Source organism: Paracoccus lichenicola (assembly GCF_009708075.1).
In the GTDB taxonomy this organism is placed as follows: domain Bacteria; phylum Pseudomonadota; class Alphaproteobacteria; order Rhodobacterales; family Rhodobacteraceae; genus Paracoccus; species Paracoccus lichenicola.
Genome location: NZ_WMBT01000023.1, coordinates 1 through 21,712 on the forward strand (window position 1 = coordinate 1; position 21,712 = coordinate 21,712).

Annotated in this window: 24 protein-coding genes; 13 read left to right on the top strand and 11 right to left on the bottom strand. The window is 69.8% G+C overall.

The window, feature by feature from the left end; translation table 11 throughout:
• A partial coding sequence (locus tag GIY56_RS17055; RefSeq protein WP_154765698.1) for an FAD-dependent oxidoreductase occupies positions 1-153 on the bottom strand: 153 nt, incomplete at its 3' end.
• Between the two features lie 230 nt (positions 154-383).
• On the opposite strand from GIY56_RS17055, the gene greA reads away from it, so the two are divergent.
• Positions 384-854, top strand: coding sequence for a transcription elongation factor GreA (gene greA / locus GIY56_RS17060; protein WP_154766070.1), 471 nt, complete (start codon positions 384-386; stop codon positions 852-854).
• Between the two features lie 3 nt (positions 855-857).
• Positions 858-1,775: a hypothetical protein gene (locus GIY56_RS17065; RefSeq protein WP_154766071.1), complete on the top strand. Its 918-nt coding sequence runs from the start codon at positions 858-860 to the stop codon at positions 1,773-1,775.
• Here GIY56_RS17065 and GIY56_RS17070 read toward each other — a convergent pair whose 3' ends face one another.
• Positions 1,776-2,249 carry a GNAT family N-acetyltransferase gene (locus GIY56_RS17070; RefSeq protein WP_196053682.1) on the bottom strand — a complete coding sequence of 158 codons (474 nt, stop codon included), beginning with the start codon at positions 2,247-2,249 and terminating at the stop codon, positions 1,776-1,778. It lies immediately after the preceding gene.
• 77 nt (positions 2,250-2,326) lie between these two features.
• On the opposite strand from GIY56_RS17070, the gene GIY56_RS17075 reads away from it, so the two are divergent.
• The gene (locus GIY56_RS17075) at positions 2,327-3,082 is read left to right on the top strand and encodes an AzlC family ABC transporter permease (RefSeq protein ID WP_154766073.1); all 756 of its coding nucleotides are present in this window, start codon (positions 2,327-2,329) and stop codon (positions 3,080-3,082) included.
• Positions 3,079-3,411, top strand: coding sequence for an AzlD domain-containing protein (locus GIY56_RS17080; protein WP_154766074.1), 333 nt, complete (start codon positions 3,079-3,081; stop codon positions 3,409-3,411). Before GIY56_RS17075 ends, GIY56_RS17080 begins: the two co-directional genes overlap by 4 nt.
• Here the strand turns inward: GIY56_RS17080 and GIY56_RS17085 are convergent.
• From GIY56_RS17085 to GIY56_RS17100, 4 genes are read right to left on the bottom strand one after another with little or no spacing between them, the layout of a single operon-like run.
• Positions 3,399-4,022 carry a type 1 periplasmic-binding domain-containing protein gene (locus GIY56_RS17085; protein ID WP_154766075.1) on the bottom strand — a complete coding sequence of 208 codons (624 nt, stop codon included), beginning with the start codon at positions 4,020-4,022 and terminating at the stop codon, positions 3,399-3,401. The genes GIY56_RS17080 and GIY56_RS17085 overlap by 13 nt on opposite strands.
• A 19-nt stretch (positions 4,023-4,041) precedes the next feature.
• On the bottom strand, positions 4,042-4,197 hold the full coding sequence (locus GIY56_RS17090) for an aa3-type cytochrome c oxidase subunit IV (protein ID WP_154766076.1): 156 nt from the start codon (positions 4,195-4,197) through the stop codon (positions 4,042-4,044).
• A 54-nt stretch (positions 4,198-4,251) separates the two neighbouring features.
• On the bottom strand, positions 4,252-5,271 hold the full coding sequence (locus GIY56_RS17095) for an MBL fold metallo-hydrolase (protein ID WP_407946991.1): 1,020 nt from the start codon (positions 5,269-5,271) through the stop codon (positions 4,252-4,254).
• A complete protein-coding gene (locus GIY56_RS17100; protein WP_154766077.1) occupies positions 5,268-6,965 on the bottom strand; it encodes an acyl-CoA dehydrogenase in 1,698 nt (565 codons plus the stop codon). The genes GIY56_RS17095 and GIY56_RS17100 overlap by 4 nt, the downstream gene beginning before the upstream one ends.
• Before the next feature lie 114 nt (positions 6,966-7,079).
• Between GIY56_RS17100 and GIY56_RS17105 the strand changes: the two genes are divergently transcribed.
• Positions 7,080-8,024 (top strand): L-threonylcarbamoyladenylate synthase, encoded by a 945-nt coding sequence (locus GIY56_RS17105; protein ID WP_154766078.1) that lies wholly within the window; start codon positions 7,080-7,082, stop codon positions 8,022-8,024.
• An 83-nt stretch (positions 8,025-8,107) separates the two neighbouring features.
• Here the strand turns inward: GIY56_RS17105 and GIY56_RS17110 are convergent, their stop codons facing one another.
• The gene (locus GIY56_RS17110; protein WP_154766079.1) at positions 8,108-9,535 is read right to left on the bottom strand and encodes a Glu/Leu/Phe/Val family dehydrogenase; all 1,428 of its coding nucleotides are present in this window, start codon (positions 9,533-9,535) and stop codon (positions 8,108-8,110) included.
• 230 nt (positions 9,536-9,765) lie between these two features.
• Here GIY56_RS17110 and GIY56_RS17115 point away from each other — a divergent pair, with 230 nt between their 5' ends.
• From GIY56_RS17115 to GIY56_RS17130, 4 genes are all read left to right on the top strand, one after another.
• Complete coding sequence (locus tag GIY56_RS17115; RefSeq protein WP_196053683.1) at positions 9,766-10,407, top strand: TetR/AcrR family transcriptional regulator; 642 nt, start codon at positions 9,766-9,768, stop codon at positions 10,405-10,407.
• A gap of 91 nt (positions 10,408-10,498) precedes the next feature.
• Positions 10,499-10,861, top strand: a complete 363-nt coding sequence (locus GIY56_RS17120; RefSeq protein ID WP_154766081.1) for a hypothetical protein — start codon at positions 10,499-10,501, stop codon at positions 10,859-10,861.
• A 5-nt stretch (positions 10,862-10,866) separates the two neighbouring features.
• Entirely contained in the window at positions 10,867-11,151 is a 285-nt protein-coding gene (locus tag GIY56_RS17125) for an I78 family peptidase inhibitor (RefSeq protein ID WP_154766092.1), read from the top strand.
• A gap of 67 nt (positions 11,152-11,218) precedes the next feature.
• Complete coding sequence (locus GIY56_RS17130) at positions 11,219-11,551, top strand: DUF2794 domain-containing protein (RefSeq protein WP_154766091.1); 333 nt, start codon at positions 11,219-11,221, stop codon at positions 11,549-11,551.
• Here GIY56_RS17130 and hrpB read toward each other — a convergent pair.
• Positions 11,548-14,007, bottom strand: a complete 2,460-nt coding sequence (gene hrpB / locus GIY56_RS17135) for an ATP-dependent helicase HrpB (RefSeq protein ID WP_154766082.1) — start codon at positions 14,005-14,007, stop codon at positions 11,548-11,550. The genes GIY56_RS17130 and hrpB overlap by 4 nt on opposite strands.
• A 118-nt stretch (positions 14,008-14,125) precedes the next feature.
• Here hrpB and GIY56_RS17140 point away from each other — a divergent pair, with 118 nt between their 5' ends.
• From GIY56_RS17140 to nagA, 4 genes are read left to right on the top strand one after another with little or no spacing between them, the layout of a single operon-like run.
• A complete protein-coding gene (locus GIY56_RS17140; RefSeq protein ID WP_154766083.1) occupies positions 14,126-15,493 on the top strand; it encodes a YcjX family GTP-binding protein in 1,368 nt (455 codons plus the stop codon).
• Entirely contained in the window at positions 15,490-16,551 is a 1,062-nt protein-coding gene (locus GIY56_RS17145; protein ID WP_154766084.1) for a YcjF family protein, read from the top strand. The genes GIY56_RS17140 and GIY56_RS17145 overlap by 4 nt, the downstream gene beginning before the upstream one ends.
• Positions 16,552-16,576: 25 nt before the next feature.
• Positions 16,577-17,413, top strand: a complete 837-nt coding sequence (locus tag GIY56_RS17150) for a BadF/BadG/BcrA/BcrD ATPase family protein (RefSeq protein ID WP_154766085.1) — start codon at positions 16,577-16,579, stop codon at positions 17,411-17,413.
• On the top strand, positions 17,410-18,531 hold the full coding sequence (gene nagA / locus GIY56_RS17155; protein WP_154766086.1) for an N-acetylglucosamine-6-phosphate deacetylase: 1,122 nt from the start codon (positions 17,410-17,412) through the stop codon (positions 18,529-18,531). Before GIY56_RS17150 ends, nagA begins: the two co-directional genes overlap by 4 nt.
• On the opposite strand, the gene ilvD is transcribed toward nagA, so the two are convergent.
• The 3 genes from ilvD to GIY56_RS17170 all read right to left on the bottom strand — a co-directional run bounded on the left by ilvD (position 18,518) and on the right by GIY56_RS17170 (position 21,420).
• Positions 18,518-20,356, bottom strand: a complete 1,839-nt coding sequence (gene ilvD / locus GIY56_RS17160) for a dihydroxy-acid dehydratase (protein ID WP_154766087.1) — start codon at positions 20,354-20,356, stop codon at positions 18,518-18,520. The genes nagA and ilvD overlap by 14 nt on opposite strands.
• A gap of 166 nt (positions 20,357-20,522) precedes the next feature.
• Complete coding sequence (locus tag GIY56_RS17165) at positions 20,523-20,837, bottom strand: DMT family transporter (protein WP_154766088.1); 315 nt, start codon at positions 20,835-20,837, stop codon at positions 20,523-20,525.
• Between the two features lie 94 nt (positions 20,838-20,931).
• The gene (locus GIY56_RS17170; protein WP_196053684.1) at positions 20,932-21,420 is read right to left on the bottom strand and encodes a pyridoxamine 5'-phosphate oxidase family protein; all 489 of its coding nucleotides are present in this window, start codon (positions 21,418-21,420) and stop codon (positions 20,932-20,934) included.
• Between the last annotated feature and the right edge of the window lie 292 nt (positions 21,421-21,712).

Sequence of the window (21,712 nt, forward strand, 5' to 3'; positions counted from 1 at the left end):
GATGTGCGCGCCGACCTCGGACCCCTTCTCCAGCACCACCACCGACAGGTCCGGATCCACCTGCTTCAGCCGGATCGCCGCCGACAGCCCCGAAGGCCCCGCCCCAACGATCACAACGTCGTAGTCCATCGACTCGCGGATCATCTCGGTCATGGCTCGGCTCCCCCTTGCTTGGCTGTTTCTCGATGTAATCGCTTTGCCGCATCGCGGCAATCATGACGCGACGGCCAAAAACTGCCCGCGGTGCCGTGCGCGGGCTTGCAAAGGCGCGGCAGTTCAGGGCACGGTGACGACAACAAGGTCCACGCCCCTGCCATCCGAATGGCGGGGGCGTTGCCTTAGCATTTGGACAATAACCGCATCCCGCAAAGGACTGGGCAGCGATGGACAAGATTCCGATGACCCGCAGCGGCTTTGCCGCGCTGGAACGCGAACTGGGCGAGCTGAAATCCAAGGAACGCCCCGCGATCATCCGCCAGATCGCCGAGGCCCGCGAACACGGCGACCTGTCGGAAAACGCCGAATACCACGCCGCCCGCGAAAAGCAGGGCTTCATCGAGGGCCGCATCAAGGAACTGGAATCGATCCTGTCGCGGGCCGAACAGATCGACACGACGAAGCTGTCGGGTTCGGTCAAGTTCGGCGCCATCGTCAACCTGGTGGACGAGGATACCGACGAGGAACGCACCTACCAGATCGTGGGCGAGGCCGAGGCCGATATCGAGCGCGGGCTGCTGAACATCCGCTCGCCCCTGGCCCGGGCCTTGATCGGCAAGGACGTGGGCGACAGCGTCGAGGTCACGACGCCGGGCGGCCAGCGCAGCTACGAAATCCTCGCGATCCGGTACGAATAGCCCATGTCGCTGGTCGCACGGATCGCCACCCTGGCGCAGCGGGACGCCATCACCACCACGGGCATCGTGCTCAGCGGTGTCTGGCTGTTCCTGGTCGCGCTGTTCTGGCTGCTGGCGCCGGGGGGCGAAGGCACGCAGGGCGGCATCGCGCGCCTTGTGGTCATGGTGGGGACGATCCTGCCGCTGGTGCTGATCTGGCTGGCGGTCCGCACCGCCCGCGCCATCGCCGTCCTGCGGGCCGAGGCCGCCGACCTGCGCCAGCGCCTGGCCCAGTTGCGCGACACGGCCGCGCCCCGTGGCGCGCCCCGCATGGCGGAACCCGAACCGCTGGCCGAGCCTGATCGGCAGCCGCGCGCCCCTGCCCCTGTCCCGGTTGCGCCCCGTCCCCTGTCCCGTCCCCTGGCCGAGAGCCGTTCCCCGGCGGCGCCTGCCGAAGGCCGCGCCCTGGATCCCGTCGATGCCGACACGCTGATCCTGGCGCTGAACTTTCCCGACGGGCCGGATGATTCGCTGGCCGTTTCTGCCCTGCGCCGCGCCTTGCAGGACGGGGACCACGCCCGCGTGCTGCGCGCCGCGCAGGACGTGGTGACGCTGCTGGCCGGACAGGATCTGTACATGGACGACCTGCCCCCTGATCCCGCCCCCCCGGCCGTCTGGCGGCGCTTTGCCGAAGGCGCGCGGGGCAGCGCCGTCGCCCCCCTGGGCGGCATCCATGACGCCGCCGCGCTGGACATCGCCTCATCCCTGCTGGAGCGTGACGAGATCTTCCGCGACACGGCGCATCATTTCCTGCGCCATTTCGACGCCATGCTGATGCGGCACCTGCCGGACATGGACGATGCGCAGATCGCGGTGCTGGCCGAAACGCGGTCGGCGCGCGCCTTCATGCTGCTGGGCCGGATCGCCGGGGTCTTCGGCTGATCAAAGGGGCCGGCGCAGGATCGCCACCGGACCCGACCAGGGCCAGCCATAGCGGCCCCGGCCGATCTCGGCAAAGCCGGTCGCCGCATGGAAGGCCATGGCCGGGCGGTTGCGCAAGGCGACCTCGGCCCGCAGGCCGGGGCGGCCGCTGCGGCGGGCGATCCCCGCGGCAGCCTCGACAAGCGCGCGTCCGGTACCATCGCGCAGGCCGTCCACCACGATGCCGTCGATCACCAGATCCGGGGTTGCGGGCGCGGGTCTGAACAGCAGCCGGGCCAGCATCGGCATCTCGGCCAGGAACCCGCCGTCGCCGTCGCGAAAGCCCGCCACGCCGGCCAGTCGGTCGTCCGGCCCGATCGCGGCGATGCCGTGGCAGGCTCGGATGGCGGGCGTCCTGCCCCCGCCAAGGGGCGCGAAGGCCGCCCACCACAGCCGGGCGGCATCCCGCAGGTGGCAGTCGGGAATAGGAGTCATGATCTGCACCCGGCCTTGCCTTACCCTTGCGCGTCGTGCAACGAAGGTGCCGCGTTCCGATCCGAAGCGAAAGCCCCATGTCCCCGACATCCGATCCCCGCCCGGACAGCCGGCAAGCCCTTGCCGATCCCGGCCTGGCCCAGGCGTTCCGCCGCGGCGCCGTCAAGTCCCTGCCCTTCCTGATCGTGATGATCCCCTTCGCGATCCTGTTCGGCGTGGTCGCGCTGGAGGCGGGGATGGACGTGGCCCAGGTCCTGGGCTTTTCGGTGCTGGTGCTGGCAGGCGCCTCGCAGTTCACGGCGGTGCAGCTGTTGTCCGACAACGCCCCGGTGATCGTGGTGATCCTGTCCTGCCTGGCGGTGAACCTGCGCATGGCGATGTATTCGGCGTCCCTGGTGCCCTGGCTGCGCGACGCGACGCCGGGGCAAAAGGCCTGGGTCGCCTATGCGCTGGTCGATCAAAGCTATGCGCTGTCCATCCAGGAATACGAGGCGAACCCCCGCATGGCCCTGCCGCAGCGGCTGGCCTTCTTCGGGGGCGTGGTGATGGTCGTGTGCCTGCCCTGGATGATCTTTTCCTGGGTCGGCGCGACGGTGGGCCGGGCCATCCCCGACGACATCGCGCTGGATTTCGCGATGCCGATCACCTTTCTGGCGATGATCGCGCCGATGCTGCGCACGCCCGCGCATCTGGCCGCCTGTTTCGTCGCGGTCCTGGGGTCGCTTGTCCTGGCAGGCCTGCCCTCGGGTCTGGGGTTGCTGATCGCATCCCCCTTGGGCATGGCGGCCGGCGCCGCCGTCGAGGTCTGGTCCGGGCGGAGGGCAAGGGCATGAGCAACGGCACGTCCGACCTGACGGTCTGGCTGGTCATCGTGGTGCTGGGCATCGGCACCTTCCTGATCCGCTGGTCCTTCCTGGGCACGCTGGGCGACCGGGAACTGCCCCCCTGGGTGCTGCGGATGCTGCGCTATACCCCGGTGGCGGTGCTGCCCGCGCTGGTCGCGCCGCTGGTGGTCTGGCCCGCCGCGACGGGCGGCCAGCCGGAACCCGCGCGGATGGCCGCCGCCGCCGTGACGGTGGCGATAGGCCTGTGGACCCGCAACATGATCCTTGCCATCCTGGCGGGTGCGATCACGCTGTTCGGCCTGCTTTACATGTTGTAGCCGACGATCTTTCCGTCCTTCTGGCGCAGCAGCACGTCGTGGTTGTTGGCGGGATCCCCGTCCATGTGCCGCTTGGACTGCACGCCCGGCAGGGTCAGGAACCAGTTGCGCAGCCTGATCGGGGAAAAGCCGGTCGGCGCGTTCTCGAACCCCGGCACGCGGCTCAGCGCCCTGCCGGTGTTCACCGCGCAATAGCTCTTGGGGGATGCGCCCTGTTGTTCCACCGACCGGATGGCGGCATCGGCGACCTGCTGGCTGACGAAGACGGTATCCTCGGCCACCCAATAGGTGCTGCGGGCGTGGTAGTCGATGTAGAAGTGCTTGAAGTTGTCGGTGATGCCATACAGCACATCGTTGCGTTCGGGAATGCGCGGATGTTCCCAGCTTCCCGCCGGGTCATAGATGACGCGCTGGCTGCCGTTGATCATCAGTCCCGAATGCCCGCCTTCGCCGCGCGGGATGCCGATCACCGTCAGAAGCGTGATCGAGGGCGGCTCATCAGACACGAAGCGCGCGGCGCGCAGTTCCTCGTCCGAATCCCAGACCTGCTGGGCGCCGCAGGCGGCAAGGGCGGCAGGCAATGCCGCCGCCAGGAAAACCCGTCTTTTCATGGAAATCCCGCCTGCCGGATCAGCTGTTGACCAGGGCCATGAAGATCAGCACCAGGATCGACAGGATCGCGACCCAGGTGGCGAACCTGATGAAGCCCGCGAAGGTCCGCTTCTGTTCGGTGATGTCCATGGTGCCGACCTTGTGTTCGACGATCTCGTGGTGATGCGTGGCCATAGCCCGTTCCTCCTGTCCGGTTCGTCATGGCGATAACGGATCCTGCCCGCGCTGTCACGCCCCCCACAGCACCGCGTCGCCGTCCTGTCCCACGGCGGTCACGGTTCCCAGGCGGCGCAGGTAGTTCACATGCGCCACCGCCTCGACCAGGGCCAGGCCGAATTCGCCCGCGCCGATGCGGCGCCGGAACAGGATGTCGAAACAGCCGACCGCCGTGCGCGGTTCGTCCCGCAGGGCCGCAGCCATGCGGTCCAGCGCGCCCTGGTGGTTGTCGATCAACTGCCGCAGCCGCGTGGGCAGGCCCGTGAAGGGCAGCTTGTGGCCCGGCAGGACCAGATGCCGCGCCCGGGCTAGATCCAGCATCCGGGTGCAGCTGTCCAGCCATTCGCCCACCGGATCGGCTTCGGGTTCGGTCGCATAGACCCCCAGGTTGGGCGAGATCGAGGGCAGCAGCTGGTCGCCCCCGATCACCAGGTCGTCGTCCAGCGACCAGAAGGTCGCGTGGCAGGGCGCGTGGCCGTGGCCCATGGCGACGGACCAGCGGCGATTGCCGAAGCTGACCTGCTGGCCGTCGGTCAGCCGCGTGAAGCCCAGGGGCATCGGATGGACCACGTCGGCGAAGTTGAAGGGCCGTTCCGCCGCACGCTTTTCCAGCAGGCCGGCGGGCATCCCGGCGCGCCGCCAGAAGGCCAGCGATTCGGGGCTGGCGCGGTCCTGCCGGTCCAGGACCAGCATCCGCGCCATCAGCCAGGCGGTGCGGCTCATCAGCAACTCGGCCCCTTGCGCCATGAACCAGCCCGCCAGCCCGATGTGGTCGGGATGGTGATGCGTGCCGATGACGCGCCGGATGGGCCTGCCCGCCAGCGGCCCGGTCCGCAGCGCGGCCCAGGCCTCGCGGCTGGCGGGGGTGTCGAAGCCGGTATCGACCAGCGTCCAGCCGTCGCCATCCTCCAGCGCATAGACATTGACGTGATCCAGCGCCATCGGCAGGGCCAGGCGCATCCACAACACGCCCGGCGCGACCGTCACCGCCTGCCCCGCCCCGGGCGGGGTGTCGAACGGATAGGCGATCACGGAGCGATTTCGCCGGCAAGCGCCGCGTCGCTGATGCCCGCCAGGTCGTCCAGGCCCGCCAGGGCCTCGGCCAGGTCGGAGGCATGGCGCGGCAGCACGCGGGCCATGAAGACGCGGGCCAGCGCCCGATGCGATTCGCCCCCGGCCTGGGCCGCGCGCAGATGATAAAGGCCGCCCAGAACCCGCGCGAAGGCGGTCAGGTAGGGCACCGCACCCGCGAACCGCACGGCCACGTCGCGGTCCAGCAGCGTCTGCGTCGCCTCGCGCAGGGTTTCCGCCGCCTGCCACAGCTGGTTGGCCCATTGCGGATGCTCGCCTTGGGCGGCCTTGGCGCCGTCCGCGACCTCGTCCAGCAGGCGCAAGGCGGCGTCGCCCCCGTCCGACAGCTTGCGGCCCACCAGATCCATGGCCTGGATGCCGTTCGTGCCCTCATAGATCGGCGTGATCCGCACGTCGCGCAGATACTGGGCCGCACCCGTTTCCTCGACATAGCCCATGCCGCCGTGGACCTGCACGCCCATGTCGGCCACCCGGCAGCCGACATCGGTGCCATAGGCCTTGGCGATCGGCGTCAGGAAGGCCGCGCGGGCGGCGTGGACGGGATCATTCGTGGCGCGCTCCAGGTCGATGGCGGTCGCGCAGGCAAGCGCGATGGCGCGGGCGGCGAACACCTCGGCCCGCGCGGTGGCCAGCATCCGGCGCACGTCGGGGTGCCGGATGATCGGTCCCATCTGGTTGCGGTCCGCGGCATAGGCCACGGCCTGCTGCAACGCGGCCTCGGCCACGCCCACGCCCTGCATCCCCACGCTCAGGCGCGCGCAGTTCATCATCGTGAACATCGCGGCCATGCCCTTGTGCGGCGCGCCCACCATCCAGCCGGTCGCGCCCTCGAAGCTCATCACGCAGGTGGGGCTGCCGTGGATGCCCAGCTTTTCCTCGAGGCTCACGACCTTGAGGCCGTTGGCCACGCCCGGCCTGCCCTGCGCGTCGGGGATCAGCTTCGGCACCATGAACAGGCTGATGCCCCGGGTGCCCTTGGGGGCATCCGGCAGGCGCGCCAGCACCAGGTGGCAGACGTTTTCGGTTACGTCGCTGTCGCCCCAGGTGATGTAGATCTTCTGCCCCGTCACGCGATAGGTGCCGTCGCCCTGAGGTTCGGCCCGGGTCACAAGCGCGCCCACGTCGCTGCCCGCGCCGGGTTCGGTCAGGTTCATCGTCCCCGACCATTCGCCGGAAATCAGCCGGGGCAGATACAAAGCCTTCAGATCGTCGCTGGCGTGATGCTCCAGCGCCTCGATCTGGCCCTGGGTCAGCAGGGGGTTCAACTGCAAGGCCAGGCAGGCGCTCGACATCATCTCGGCCACGGCCATGTTCAAGGCCTGGGGCAGGCCCATGCCGCCGTATGCGGGATTGGCCGAAAGCCCGATCCAGCCACCCTCGGCAATCGCCCGGAACCCCTCGGCATAGCCGGGCGAGGACCGGACGCGGCCGTTTTCCAGCACCGCCGGGTGTTCGTCGCCCCTGCGGTTCAGCGGCGCCAGCACGTTGGTGGCTAGCTTGCCGGCCTCGGCCAGGATGGCGGATGCGGTATCCGCCGTGGCCTCGGCAAAGCGGTCGGTGCGGGACAGGTCGGCAAAGGGCACGACATGGTTCAGGATGAAGTCGATCTGCGCGACCGGCGCCTTGTAGCTCATCTGGTCCCCCTTCCCTGGCGCCTTGGCAATCGGGCCGGGCGCGACTATCAGACTGGTGTTCCGAACCATCTTAGGGGGGTTCGGACAAGGCTCAACCGAAACCCGGCGTCACGGATGCAGACCGAACACCTGTTGCCAGACCAGATGGGCATGGCCCGCGCGGCGATCCTGCTGGCGGGGGGCCAAGTCGTGGCGATCCCCACCGAGACGGTCTATGGCCTGGCGGGCGACGCACGCAACGGCGAGGCGGTCGCGCGGATCTACGGGGCCAAGGGGCGGCCCTCCTTCAACCCGCTGATCGTGCATGTCCCGGATCTGGAGACCGCGCGGACCATTGCGGATCTGACGCCCGAAGCGGAAGCATTGGCCGCCGCCTTCTGGCCCGGCGCCTTGACCCTGGTGCTGCCCCTGCGCGCGGGGTCCGGCATCGCGTCCCTGGTCACGGCGGGGCTGTCCACGGTCGCCATCCGCGTCCCCGCCCATCCGGTCGCGCAGGCCCTGCTGCGCCTGACCGGGCCGCTGGCCGCGCCGTCCGCCAATGCCTCGGGCCGGATCAGCCCGACCAGCGCCGCGCATGTGCTGGATCCCGACGGCGGCCTGGACGGACGCATCGCGGCGGTGCTGGATGCCGGTTCCTGCCCGGTGGGCCTGGAATCCACCATCGTCGGCTGGTCCCAGGGGCGCGCCGCCCTGCTGCGCCCCGGCGGCATCCCGGCCGAGGCGATCGCCGATCTGCTGGGCCACCCGCTGGCCCATCACGAACCCGGCGGCGCCCCGAACGCCCCGGGACAACTGACCAGCCACTACGCCCCGCAGGCCCCCCTGCGCCTGAACGCGACCGATCCCGCGCCCGGCGAAACCCATGTCGCCTTCGCCGCGCCCGGCCCCTTCACCCTGTCCGAAACCGGCGACCTGGCGCAAGCCGCGGCCCGCCTGTTCGACACCCTGCGCCGCGCCGACCGCGAGGGCCGCCCCATCTCCGTGGCCCCGATCCCCGACCACGGGCTTGGCGCCGCGATCAACGACCGCCTGCGCCGCGCCGCCGCCCCTCGGGACTGACGGCTCTTTCACCTTTGTCCAAATATCCCGCAGGGGGAATCCGCCGCCAGGCGGATGGGGGACGCGAAGTCCCCCGGCCACGCTCACAACCCCAGCGACCCATAGACGTTCGAGATCCGCCGGATCGCCACGACATATCCCGCGGTGCGCATGTCATCGACCCGTGGGTTCGTCATCCACACCTCCTTCATCTTCTTGAAGGCCTCGCGCATGGTGTCGTCCAGGCCCGACCGGACCAGATCCAGTTCGTCCGCGCCATGCAGGAAGGCTTCCTTGAAGCCCGTTGCCAGCTTGAAGTTCGTCCCCGTGTCGGCCGAGATCCGCTCCAGCTCCTCGACCAGCATCCGGGACCGGGCTTCCTCGTGGCGGCGTTCCAGGCGGCCCAGGCTGATCTGGGACAGGTTCTTGACCCATTCGAAGTAACTGACCGTGACGCCGCCCGCATTGGCATACATGTCGGGGATGATGACCACGCCCTTGCGCCGGAGGATCGCGTCGGCGTCCGCCGTGACGGGACCGTTCGCCGCCTCGATGATCAGCTTGGCGCGGATCCGGTCGGCGTTGCCGTCATGGATCACGCTTTCGACTGCCGCCGGGATCAGGATGTCGCAGTCGTCCTCCAGCGCGGCCAGGCCGATCTCGCGGTAATCGCCGCCGGTGAAGCCCTTGACGCCGCCGGTCGCGCGGATGTGGCCGCGCAACGCGTCGATGTTGATGCCTTGCGGATTGCTGATCGCGCCGTCGCGCTCGATCACGGTCGTGACCAGGGCCTTGTCCTCGACCGACAGGAACTGCGCCGCGTGATAGCCGACGTTGCCCAGGCCCTGCACGACCACCCGCTTGCCCCCAAGGCCCCCTTCCAGACCCGCCTTCTTCATCACGTCCGCGTGGCGGAAGAACTCGCGCAGCGCGTATTGCACGCCGCGCCCCGTGGCCTCGACCCGGCCCTCGATACCCCCCGCATGGCGCGGCTTGCCGGTGACGCAGGCCTTGGCGTTGATGTCGTCGGGATGCAGGCGCTTGTAGGCGTCGGCCATCCAGGCCATTTCGCGTTCCCCAGTGCCCATGTCGGGCGCGGGCACGTTCTGGCTGGGCGAGATCAGGTTGCGCCGCGACAGTTCATAGGTGAAGCGGCGGGTGATCCGCTCCAGTTCGTCCTCGTTCCAGGCGCGGGGGTCGATGCACAGGCCCCCCTTGGATCCGCCAAAGGGCACCTCGACCAGCGCGCATTTATAGGTCATCAGGGCGGCCAGCGCCTCGACCTCGTCCTGGGTCACGTCGGGGGAATAGCGGATGCCGCCCTTGACCGGCTCCATGTGTTCGGAATGGACCGACCGATAGCCGGTAAAGGTGTGGATCTGCCCGCGCAGCCGCACCCCGAACCGCACCGTATAGGTGGAATTGCAGACCCGGATCTTTTCTTCCAGGCCCGGCTGAAGGTCCATCAGGCCGGCCGCATGGGTGAACATCCGCTCGACCGAATCGCGGAAGGACGTGTGGGGGATCGTCATCGGCAGCTCCTGAACAACATCGCCGGTTGGGTGACGACAGGGACGCTATGCCAGCCGGGCCGCGGGTGCCAACCCCGGATCCGAACAAAAACGAGGCATTCTCGCCTTGCCGGCTTCCGGTGCCGTGATGCCTTTGCGCAACTCTGGGTCGTTGCGCAGCAGGATGACCCTGCAATCAGGGATTGAACCTGATGAACAAGCTGCTAGCAAAGCCTGATTTGGATTCGAAGATGATGAAATCTCAATCGGTTACTCAGGGCCGCAAGTTCGGGCAGGTGATCAAGGGCGCAGGGGCCATCTTCCTGCGCGACGGCTTTGCCGGGGCCAGCGTCGATGACATCGCACAGGCCGCGCGGGTGTCCAAGGCGACGATCTACAGCTATTTCCCCGACAAGACGCTGATGTTCCGGGAAGCCATGCGGGCCGAGATCGCGCGCCTGGAAGGAACCTTCACGCTGGACATCGACCCCGGCCTTCCGCCGCAGAAGGCCATTGCGCACATCGCCGTCCAGGCTGCGGAATGGATGGCCGACCCGCACCGGGTCAGCCTGTGCCGCGTGCTTCTGGCCGAGGCGTCCCGCTTTGCCGATCTGGCCCTGCTGTTCCACGACAGCCTGTCGCGGATGCTGCGCGACCCGGTCCGGGCGCATCTGGACCGATGGGTCCGGGCAGGGCTTCTGGCGATCGACGACACCGACCTCGCGGCCAGGCAGCTGGTCGGCCTGTCGGGGGCGCAATGCTCGCTCCACCTGCTGGGCACGCCGCAGGCGGCATCAGTTGCGGCCATCCGCGCCAATGCCCGCGATGCCGCCGCCCTGTTCCTGCGCGCCTTCCCTCCGGTCCCGCGCCAGGACGCGCTGATGCAAACGTGAAAATCGCCGCGCCTTCTCAAGCCCCTGTGCGGCCTGTATCATCCGCATCCGAGTCCGCGACAGACGGGCGCCGCCCGAGGGAAAGACGATCATGACGACCACCAAGTTTCTGCTGCCCCTGCTTGCCGCCATGGCCCTGGTGTCGGGCTGCATGGCCCCGGCGCCCGCGCCCGCGCCCGTGCCGGAACCCGCCCCCGTGGCCTATGTCCCGCCCGCCCCGGAACCCGCGCTCGGCGTGGCCGGCCTGACCGAGCGCAAGCCGGATCTGTGCGGGGCCACCAAGAACTATGCCTCCAGCGTGGGCCAGCCGGGCAGCGTGATCCCGACGCTGGGCATCACCAAGGACTACCGCGTCGTCGAATACCGCGGGATCGAGCCGCAGGAATACAACCCCAACCGCATCGTCTTCCGCCTGGACGCGGCGGGCGTCATCACCAACGTCGATTGCGGGTGACCGCCATGAACGCCAAGGCCCTGACGCTTGGACTGACCGCCGCCGCCCTGCTGTCCGCCTGCGAGCCGATGCCCGTGGAACCCCCTCCCGCCCAGGTCCCGGACGATTGCCGCGCCTCGGCCTATCAGGGGCTGGTGGGCCAGCCGGTTTCGGTCCTGGCCGCCATGACCTTTCCCATCGGTACCCGCCGGATCGGCCCGAACGACCCTGTCACCTCGGACTTCCGTCCCGAACGGCTGAACATCGAATACGGGCAGGCCGGCCGGATCGAGAAGGTCAGCTGCTACTGACCCACGCAGGGGCGGCGCCCTTTTCGGCATTGCCACGCGAACGGCGGGCTGTCACCATTCGGTCATGATGGATGCAGGCCCGCCCTTTCATGCCGCCCCGGATCGCGTCGTCTTCGACCGCGCCGAACTGTCGCTGATCCTGTCGGTCTATGGCCGCTTCGTCGCGGCGGGGGAATGGCGCGATTACGCGATGTCCTTCCTGCGCGACGCCGCCGTCTTCAGCGTCTTCCGCCGCGCCGCCGAAACCCCCCTGTATCGCATCGAGAAACGCCCCCGCCTGCGCGCGGCCCAAGGCGCCTATGCCGTGATCGCCATGGACGGGCGCATCCTGAAACGCGGCTATGACCTGGCGCAGGTGCTGCGGGTCTTCGACAAGGCGCTGATCCGCGCGGTGGACTAGGTGCCGCGCGGCTTGGCCCGGGTGGTGGGATCGGCCTGCCGCGGATCCTCGGGCCAAGGGTGGCGGGGATAGCGGCCGCGCATGTCCTTTCGGACATCGGCATAACTTGACGCCCAGAACCCCGGCAGATCGGTCGTCACCTGCACGGGCTTGCCGCCCGGCGACAGCAGGCTGATGCGCAGCGGCCGCCCGCCCACGACCGGATGGCGCGTCACGCCGAACAACTCCTGCAAGCGCAGCTCGATGGATGGTTGCTCGTGGCCATAGTCGATGGGCACCTTGCGGCCCAGGGGGGTGGTGAAATGCGCCGGAACCTCGCGCTCCAGCCGCTGCTGGCCGTCCCAGCCGATCCTGGCCTTCAGCGGCTCGACCAGATCCAGCGCGCGCAGATCGGACAGCGTCCTGATCCGCCCCAGCCAGGGCAGCAGCCAATCCGCATCCGCCAGCAAGGCCGCGTCATCGACCGGCCCCAAGTCCGGCAACAGCGCGATCCGCGCGCGCAGGCGGGCGGCGGCAGGGGTCCAGGGCAAGCCGTCCAGACGCAGCCCCTCCAAGGCGGCCCGGGCAACAGCCCCCTCCGGCGCATCCGGCCAGACCCGATCCGACAGGACCAGCGCCCCCAGCCGTTCCTGCACCCGCGCCAGCACCCGCCCCTCGCGCCGCGACCATTCGCAGATCTCGACGCTCTCGATCCGCTCGCCATGCAAGGCGCGCAGATCGGCCTCGGACAACCGGGCGGCCATGCGGACCCGCGCCTCGCGCGCATCCCCGTCCAGATCGGCGGCCACGATCAGCCGCTGCCCGGCCATGGGGTCGCCCGCGTCCATCACCGCCCCCTTGCCGCCCGACAGGACAAACCGCGGCTCATCCCCCTTGCGCCGCAGCCCGATCCGGTCGGGATAGGCCAGCGAGACGACTCCTCCCAATTCTTCTTCACCCAAATATCCTCGGGGGGTGCGGGGGGCAGAAGGCCCCCCGCCGTCGCGGGACGCCACCAGACGCCGCAGCCGGACGGCCTCGTCGCGGACCTGCTGGATCACCGCTCGGTTCGCCTCGAACGGATGGCGCGCCGCAAACCCCTTGGGATCGCGCACCGCCATCAGCCGCAGCGCCAGATCCGCCGGCGCGCCGCGCAGGGGATCGCGGTTCGACAGCAGCGCCGCCAGATCCGCCGCCCCTGGCCCCGCGCGCAGCAGCATATGCGCCAATCGGGGATGCAGCGGCAGCCGCGCTAGCGTGCGGCCATGATCGGTGATGCGGCCCGACGCGTCCAGCGCCTCCAACCCCCGCAGCAGCGCCCGGGCCTCGGACAGCGCCGCCTCGGGCGGGGGCGTCAGGAAGGCGAGATCCCCCGGCCCTGCTCCCCAGGCGGCCAGTTCCAGCGCAAGGCCCGCCAGATCGGCCACCGCGATCTCGGGCGGGGCGAAGGCGGGCAATGCGCCTTCCTCGGCCCGTGCCCACATGCGATAGCAGATGCCCGGCGCCACACGGCCCGCGCGGCCGCGGCGCTGATCGGCCTCGGCCCGGCTGACGCGTTCCGTGACCAGCCGCGACATGCCGGACCCCGGGTCGAACCTTGCCCGACGCGCGCGGCCCGCATCGACCACCACCCGCACCGCCGGAATGGTCAGCGATGTTTCCGCGATCGCCGTCGCCAGCACGATCCGCCGACGCGCGCCCGGAGGGGCCAATGCCGCCCGCTGCTCGGCAGGCTTCAGCGCGCCATACAGCGGCAGCACCTCGCACCCATCGCCCAGTTGCGCCATCACCCGCCGGATCTCGCCCTCGCCCGGCAGGAAGGCCAGGACCGTGCCGCCGGTGTCGCGGGTTTCGATTTCGGCCATCGCGATCAGCCGCGCGGCTTCATCCACCAGACGCGCCCCCGCGGGCAGCGGCCTGGGCAGCCAGCGCGTCTCAACTGGAAAGGCCCGCCCCTCGGACCGGATCACCGGCGCGCCGTCCAGCAATGCCGCCACGGGTTCGGCGTCCAGCGTGGCCGACATCACCAGCACCGCCAGATCCTCGCGCAGCGCACCCTTCGCCTCCCACACCAGGGCCAGGCCCAGGTCGGCATTCAGGCTGCGTTCGTGGAACTCGTCGAAGATCACGCAGCCGATCCCGTCCAGGCCGGGATCTGACTGGATCATCCGCGTCAGGATGCCCTCGGTCACGACCTCGATCCGGCTGCCCGGAACGGATTCGCCGCGCATCCGGTATCCGACGCGCGCGCCCACGGCCTCGTCCAACTGTTCCGCCAGACGTTCCGCCGCGGCCCGCGCCGCAAGACGCCGCGGCTCCAGCATCATGATCTTGCCCGGCACCTGATCCAGCAGGGCCAGCGGCACCCGCGTGGTCTTGCCCGCCCCCGGGGGCGCGACCAGCACCGCCCGGCCATGCGCGGCCAGCGCCGCGCACAGAGCGGGCAAAACGTCGTCGATGGGCAACCGATCCGGCATCCCCGCGTTATGTCGCAACGGCGGGCCAAGCGGAACCCCGGCCCGCGGCCTGCGGCCCTATGCAAACCCATCCCCGGAGCCTATCTTCCGGCAAAGACAACGGAAAACGGCAGGCGGAATGGGTATCGGCAGCAGCATGATGGCAGGTCTCGGCCTGGGCGATCCGGTGATCCGGCTGGGCGTCACGGGCCTGTCGCGCGCGGGCAAGACGGTGTTCATCACGTCCCTGGTGGCGAACCTGATGGACCGGGGCCGGATGCACGCCCTGCGCGCGGCGGCCGACGGCAGCATCAAGGCCGCCTGGCTGCAACCCCAACCCGACGACACCATCCCGCGCTTCGATTTCGAGCGCCACCTGGCCGCGCTGACCGGCCCCGACCCGCACTGGCCCGAGGGCACGTGCCATGTCAGCCAGTTGCGCCTGTCCCTGCGCCTGGATGCGCGCGGGTTGCTGGGCGGGCTGACCGGCCCGCGCACGGTGCATCTGGACATCGTGGATTACCCCGGCGAATGGCTGCTGGACCTGCGGTTGATGGAGCGGGACTTTTCCGAATGGTCGGCCGAGGTTCTGGACCGCATGGAAGGCCGTCCCGGCGCGGACGCCTATCACGCCGCGATGAACGGCCTGGACCCCGACCGCTTCGACGAACCCACCGCGCAGCGGCTGGCCCAGACTTATACCGCCCATCTGCACGCCGCGCGCGAGGCGGGATGGTCCGACTGCACCCCCGGCCGCTTCCTGATCCCAGGCGAGATGGAGGGTTCCCCCGCCCTGACCTTCGCCCCCCTGCCCGCGCGTTTCGCGGAAGGCCGGCTGCACAAGGAATTCCGCCGCCGGTTCGATGCCTACAAGGCGCGCGTGGTGAAGCCCTTTTTCCGCGACCACTTCGCCCGCATCGACCGGCAGGTGGTGCTGGTCGATGTCCTGGGCGCGATCCACCAGGGGCCGCGCGCGGTCGAGGACATGCGCCGCGCCATGGCCGACATCTTGACCGCCTTCCGCCCCGGACGCGCGGGGTGGCTGGCGCAGCTTTTGGGCACGCGGCGCGTCGAACGCATCCTGTTCGCCGCGACCAAGGCCGACCACCTGCACCACGTCCAGCACAATCGCCTGACCGCGATCCTGTCCGCCATGCTGCGCGAGGCCCGCGACCGCGCCGATTTCAGCGGCGCCCGGACCGAGGCCATGTCCATCGCCGCCCTGCGCGCCACGACCGAGGACACGATCCGCCAGGACGGCACGGAGTTGCCCGCCGTGCGCGGGCGCCTGCTGGACGGGCGGCAGGCGGCCTTCTATCCGGGCGAACTGCCCGCCGACCCGGCGGCCCTGCTGCATCCCGCCCGGGACGGGGCGCCCGACTGGCTGGACGGCGATTACGCCATCATGAACTTCGCCCCCGCGCCCATGACCGCACGGCCCGGCGACGGTCCGCCGCATATCCGCCTGGACCGCGCCGCGGACTTCCTGATCGGAGACCGGCTATGAGCGACACCCCGCGCCGTGGCCCCGTGCTGATCGAACTGGACACGCCCGCCGACAATCCCCGCCCCGGCCCCGGTCCCGCGTCCGAGGCGCGTGACGACACGCTGAACCCCGCCGACGCCCCGCCCATCGACGCGGCCGACCCCCACCTGCCCCGCCCCCGCACGATGGAGATGGTGACGCGCCTTGTCGGCCGCCCGCCGTCGAAACTGACGCGGTTCTTCATCAACTCGGGCGTGGCGCTGTTCACCTTCCTGTTGTCCATCGCCGCGCTGAACTTCATCGACGACTTACTGACCCGCTACCCGGTCCTCGGCTGGATCGGGGTGGCGCTGTTCGCGCTGTTCACGCTGGCGGCGTTGGGCATGGCCTGGCGCGAATACCGGGCCTGGGCGCGGTTTGCCAAGATCGACGCTATCCAGCGACAGGCGGGGGCGGCGCTGTCCGGCGACAGCATGGACCAGGCCCGCGCGGTGACGGACGGGCTGCTGGCGCTCTATCGCGACCGCCCGGAACTGGAATGGCCGCGCAAGCGGCTGGCCGACAACCGGGGCGACGTTTTCGATGCCCGCACCCTGCTGACCATGGCGGAAACCGAACTGCTGGCGGGCCTTGACCAGCAGGCGCGCCGCGAGATCGAGGCCGCCGCCCGCACCGTCGCCGCCGCCACCGCGCTGATCCCCATGGCGCTGGCCGATGTCGCCGCGGCCCTGGCCGCGAACCTGCGGATGATCCGGCGCATGGCCGAGATTTATGGCGGGCGCGCCGGGGCCGTGGGCGGCTGGCGGCTGGCGCGCACGGTCATCACCCATCTGGTCGCCACCGGCGCGGTGGCCGCGGGCGACGACCTGATCCACACCGTCGCGGGCGGCGGGATCATGGCGAAACTGTCGCGCCGCTTCGGAGAGGGCGTGGTGAACGGCGCGCTGACCGCCCGCGTGGGCATCGCCGCGATGGAGGTTTGCCGCCCCCTGCCCTTCATTGCCCAGCCTCGCCCCAAGGTCGGCAACCTGGTCACGCGCGGGCTTCGCGGGCTGTTCGGATCGGACGAACGGGGCTAGAACCGTCCCGAAAGGGGGGCAGCGGATGGCGTTCTTTCTGGGAATCGACGGCGGCGGCACAGGCTGCCGCGCGGCCGTGGCGGATGCGGACGGCCGGATCATGGGCCAGGGCCAGGCCGGGCCTGCCAACATCAACACCGATGTCGAGGCTGCTGCGGTCAGCATCCTGGCCGCCACGGCGCAAGCTCTGGAGGGCACCGGGGCCGATCCGCGCGACCTGATCGCCACGCTGGGCCTGGCGGGCGGCACGATGACGGCTGCGACCGAAAGGCTGGCGGGGCTGCTGCCCTTCGCCCGGATGCGGATCGTCAACGACGCGGTGACGGCGGCGCGCGGCGCCCTGGGCACGCAGGACGGGATCCTGGCCGCGATGGGCACGGGTTCCGTCTTCGCCGTGCAGCGCGGCGGCGATCTGCGCCAGGTCGGCGGGCGCGGCTTCCTGATGGGGGACGAGGGGTCGGGCGCGGTGCTGGGCCGGACGCTGCTGTCCTTGGCGATGCGGGCCGAGGACGGGTTTGCCGACATGACCCCCCTGCTGCAACAGGTGCTGGAGGAGTTCGGCGGCATCGAGGGGATCATCCGCTTCGGCAACGGTGCCAGTCCCGCCGATTTCGCCGCCTTCGCCCCCCGCATCGTCGCGGGCGACGATCCGGCGGCGCGGCAGGTCTTTGACAATGCCGTGGCCGAGATGCGCCATATCCTGACGGTCCTGCAAGGCGACGCCCCCTTGCCGGTGGTCTTCGTGGGCGGGCTTGGCCCGGCCTATGCCGCGCGGCTGACGGACTGGCCGCAGCGGCCCGCGATGGGATCCGGCGTGGACGGCGCGCTGCTGATGGCGCGGCAGATGGCCGGGGCGGCATGACTGTCCTTGCCGCGACGCGCATCTTCGACGGCCGGCGGATGCTGACCGATCATGCCGTGGTGATTCAGGGGGACCGCATCGCGGCGGTTCTGCCGATGGCCGAGGCCGGGCCGGTGGAACGGCTGCAAGGAACCCTCGCCCCCGGCTTCCTGGACTTGCAGGTGAACGGCGGCGGGGTGATGGTGGGCGGCGGCACGGACGTGGCCGCGCTGCGCCACATCTGCGCCACGCATCAGCGGCTTGGCTGCGCGGGGGTGCTGCCGACGCTGATCACCGACACGCCGCAGGCGACGGCGGCGGTGATTGCGGCAGGCATCCGCGCAGTGGGCACGCCCGGCTTCCTGGGCCTGCACCTGGAAGGCCCGCATCTCGACCCCCGCCGCCACGGCGCCCACGACCCCGCGCTGATCCGGCCCATGGAGGCGGAGGATCTGGCGCGCCTTTGCGATGCCGCCCGCGCCCTGCCGGTGCTGATGGTGACGCTGGCGCCCGAATCCGCCACGCCTGACCAGATCGCCGCGCTGTCCCGCGCGGGCGCCGTCGTTAGCTTGGGCCATACCGATTGCGATCACGACACCGCCCGTGCGGCCTTTGCCGCAGGCGCGCGGCTCGTCACGCACCTGTTCAACGCCATGAGCCAGATGGGCCACCGCGCCCCCGGCCTGGTCGGCGCGGTGCTGGCGGGGGATGCCCAGGCCGGGCTGATCGCGGACGGCATCCATGTCCATCCGGCGGCGATGCGCGCGGCCTTGGCGGCGCGGACCGAGGGGATCTTCCTGGTCACGGACTGCATGGCCTTCGCGGGCACCGACCGGACCGAGATGCCCTTGCAAGGCCGCACCATCCACCGCCGCGACGGGCGGCTGACGCTGGCCGACGGCACCCTGGCCGGGGCGGACCTGCGCATGGACCAAGCGATCCGCGTGCTGGTGGATCAGGTGGGCATCGCCCCCGAACGCGCGCTGGCCATGGCGACGGCGGAACCCGCGCGCGCCGCTGGCCTTTCCAACGAATACGGCGCGCTGCGGGAAGGCAGGCGCGCCGATCTGGTGCTTCTGGACGATGCGTGGTGCCTGCAATCCGTGTGGATCGCAGGGCAGCCGGTCATTCCGGGATGACGCGCACCGCGCCGCGCGCGGCGCTGGTGGTCATCGCGGCATAGGCGCGCAAGGCGGTCGTGATCTTGCGCTGGCGCGGCTTGGCGGGCTTCCAACCCAAGGCCTCGCGCTGCGCCCGGCGCGCGGCGAGCGTCGCGTCGTCCACGTCCAGGTGGATCACCCGGTTCGGAATGTCGATCACGATCCGGTCGCCCTGTTCGACCAGGCCGATGGTGCCGCCCTCGGCCGCCTCGGGCGAGACATGGCCGATCGACAGCCCCGACGAGCCGCCCGAGAAGCGCCCGTCCGTCACCAGCGCGCAGGCTTTCCCCAAGCCCTTGGATTTCAGATAGCTGGTCGGATACAGCATTTCCTGCATCCCCGGCCCGCCGCGCGGACCTTCGTAACGAATCAGCACGACCTCGCCCGGCTTGACCTTGCCGGTCAGGATGGCGGACACGGAATCGTCCTGGCTTTCGAAGATATGCGCGCTGCCGGTGAAGGTCAGGACCGATTCGTCCACGCCCGCCGTCTTCACGATGCAGCCATCCTCGGCCAGGTTGCCGTAAAGCACCGCCAAACCGCCGTCCTGCGAAAACGCGTGTTCGGCGGCGCGGATCACGCCGGTCTTGCGGTCCGTATCGACCGAATCATAGCGCCGGTCCTGCGAGAACGCGACCTGCGTCGGCACCCCGCCCGGCGCCGCGCGATAGAAGTCGTGGACGGATGCCGCGTCGGTGCGCATCACGTCCCAGCGGTCCAGCGCCTCGGCCAGGGAACCCGCGTGGACGCTGCCCGCCTGCGTGTGCAGCAGGCCCGCGCGGTCGAGTTCCCCAAGGATGCCCATGATGCCGCCCGCGCGGTGGACATCCTCCATATGCACGTCGTCCTTGGCGGGGGCCACCTTGCACAGCACCGGCACGCGCCGCGACAGGCGGTCGATGTCGGACATGGTGAAGTCGATGCCGCCTTCGTGCGCAGCGGCCAGCAGGTGCAGGACCGTGTTGGTGGACCCGCCCATGGCGATGTCCAGCGTCATCGCGTTCTCGAACGCCTCGAAGCTGGCAATGGAGCGCGGCAGGACGCTGGCGTCGTCGCCTTCGTAATAGCGGCGCGCCAGATCGACGATCAGGTGGCCCGCCTCGACGAACAGGCGCTTGCGGTCGGCATGGGTCGCCAGCGTCGATCCGTTGCCGGGCAGGGCGAGGCCAAGCGCCTCGGTCAGGCAGTTCATGGAATTGGCGGTGAACATGCCCGAACACGACCCGCAGGTCGGGCAGGCGGACCGTTCGATGGTTTCCACATCGGCGTCCGACACGGTGTCGTCGGCGGCGGCGACCATGGCGTCCACCAGATCCAGCGCCTTCACCTTGCCGTTTTCCAGGATGACCTTGCCGGCCTCCATCGGGCCGCCGGACACGAAGACGGCGGGGATGTTCAGCCGCAGCGCGGCCATCAGCATCCCCGGCGTGATCTTGTCGCAGTTGGAAATGCACACCATCGCGTCGGCGCAATGGGCGTTGACCATGTATTCTACCGAATCCGCGATGATTTCGCGAGACGGCAGGGAATACAGCATCCCGTCATGGCCCATCGCGATCCCGTCATCGACCGCGATGGTGTTGAATTCCTTGGCGATGCCGCCCGCAGCCTCGATCTCGCGGGCGACAAGCTGGCCCAGGTCCTTGAGGTGGACATGGCCCGGCACGAACTGGGTGAAGCTGTTGACGACCGCGATGATCGGCTTTCCGAAGTCGCTGTCCTTCACCCCCGTCGCCCGCCACAGGCCGCGCGCGCCCGCCATGTTGCGGCCGTGGGTGGTGGTGCGGGAACGATAGGCGGGCATGGCTGTGACTCCTCTGGCTGGCGGGTGGTTTAGCATTGTTGGCGGCGGAAGGAAATTGCCTGGGGCCGTTGGGTGACAGGCTTTTCATGTCGCGTTGCGTCCCGCGAGCGCCGGGGGACTTCACGTCCCCCGGACCCCCTGTGGGATATTTGAACCAAGGCAAAGATCAGGAGGCGAGCTTCATCGTGACGATGCCGGCCACGATCAGCCCTGCCGCCAGCAGGCGCACGGGCGTGACGGGTTCGCCGAACAGCGCGATTCCGACGATGAACGCCCCCACCGCGCCGATGCCTACCCAGACGGTATAGGACGTGCCCAGCGGCAGCGTGCGCATCGCCACGGCCAGCAGCCAGAAGGACGCGATCATCGCCACGACCATGATCACGGTGGGAAGAATGCGCGTGAAGCCCGCGGATTGCTTCATCGCGGTGGCCCAGACGATTTCCAGAAGACCGGCAAGGACAAGAAAGAACCAGGCCATGACGAACCCCCATGCCTGCCGGGCCGTCCCGGCGCAGATGCCCTGAGGGGGAGGTCGTCCTCTGGCTTTCAGATACGGGTGCCCGGCGGGCCGTTCAAGGCTCGAGCCGGTCAACCCTGGCATTCTCGACCAATTGGGTCTTGGCGCCCAGCAGGCGTTCGGCCAGCATCTTCGCGCCCGAGATCAGCAGGTTGCTGCCGTCCCACAACTCGGCCGCGGTGGGCCGGACGGTGATGACCCGCAGGTCGGGATTGTCGGGGGACTTGAAGAACGTCTCGTCCGTCAGGCGCCAGACCTCGCGGGCCTTGGCAGGATCATGGCGGGCTTGGGCCGTGCCGTTGATGACCACGTAATCGTTCGCGCGTTCGTCGGAAAAGGCCAGCGAAACGTTGGGGTTCGCCGCGATCCGGTCCAGCTTGCAGCCCTTGGTGTCGGTCAGGATATAGATCGCGCCCTCGTCCCGGCGGACCCGGGCATAGACGGGGCGGACCCGCTGGCCGTCGCCATCGCCCGTGACGAACATGCATGGGTCCAGCCTGTCCGCGAGGGTCCAGATGCGGTCGATGACATCGGGGTCGGACATGGGGGCCTCCGGGGGATTGCCATGAGCGGCGAACGCGCGGGGCGCGAACGATGTTCCGGGGTCAGCCGGTGCATTGGCGAAGGCCATTGCCTTCGCCACGGCGTGACATTGCCAGTGGAACCGCCGGGCCTCAAAGGCCCGGCCAGCGCCTGCCCGGCCCCAGGCGGGCGCTGGCCTTCCGTGGTCGCGGGGCGGCACCGTTTTTAGACCACCTAACAAGACCTTCTGATCTGGTTGAGGCAGATGAGGGCGCAGCCGAGGAGAACGAAAGCCTCGTGGATGTCGGCGCTCC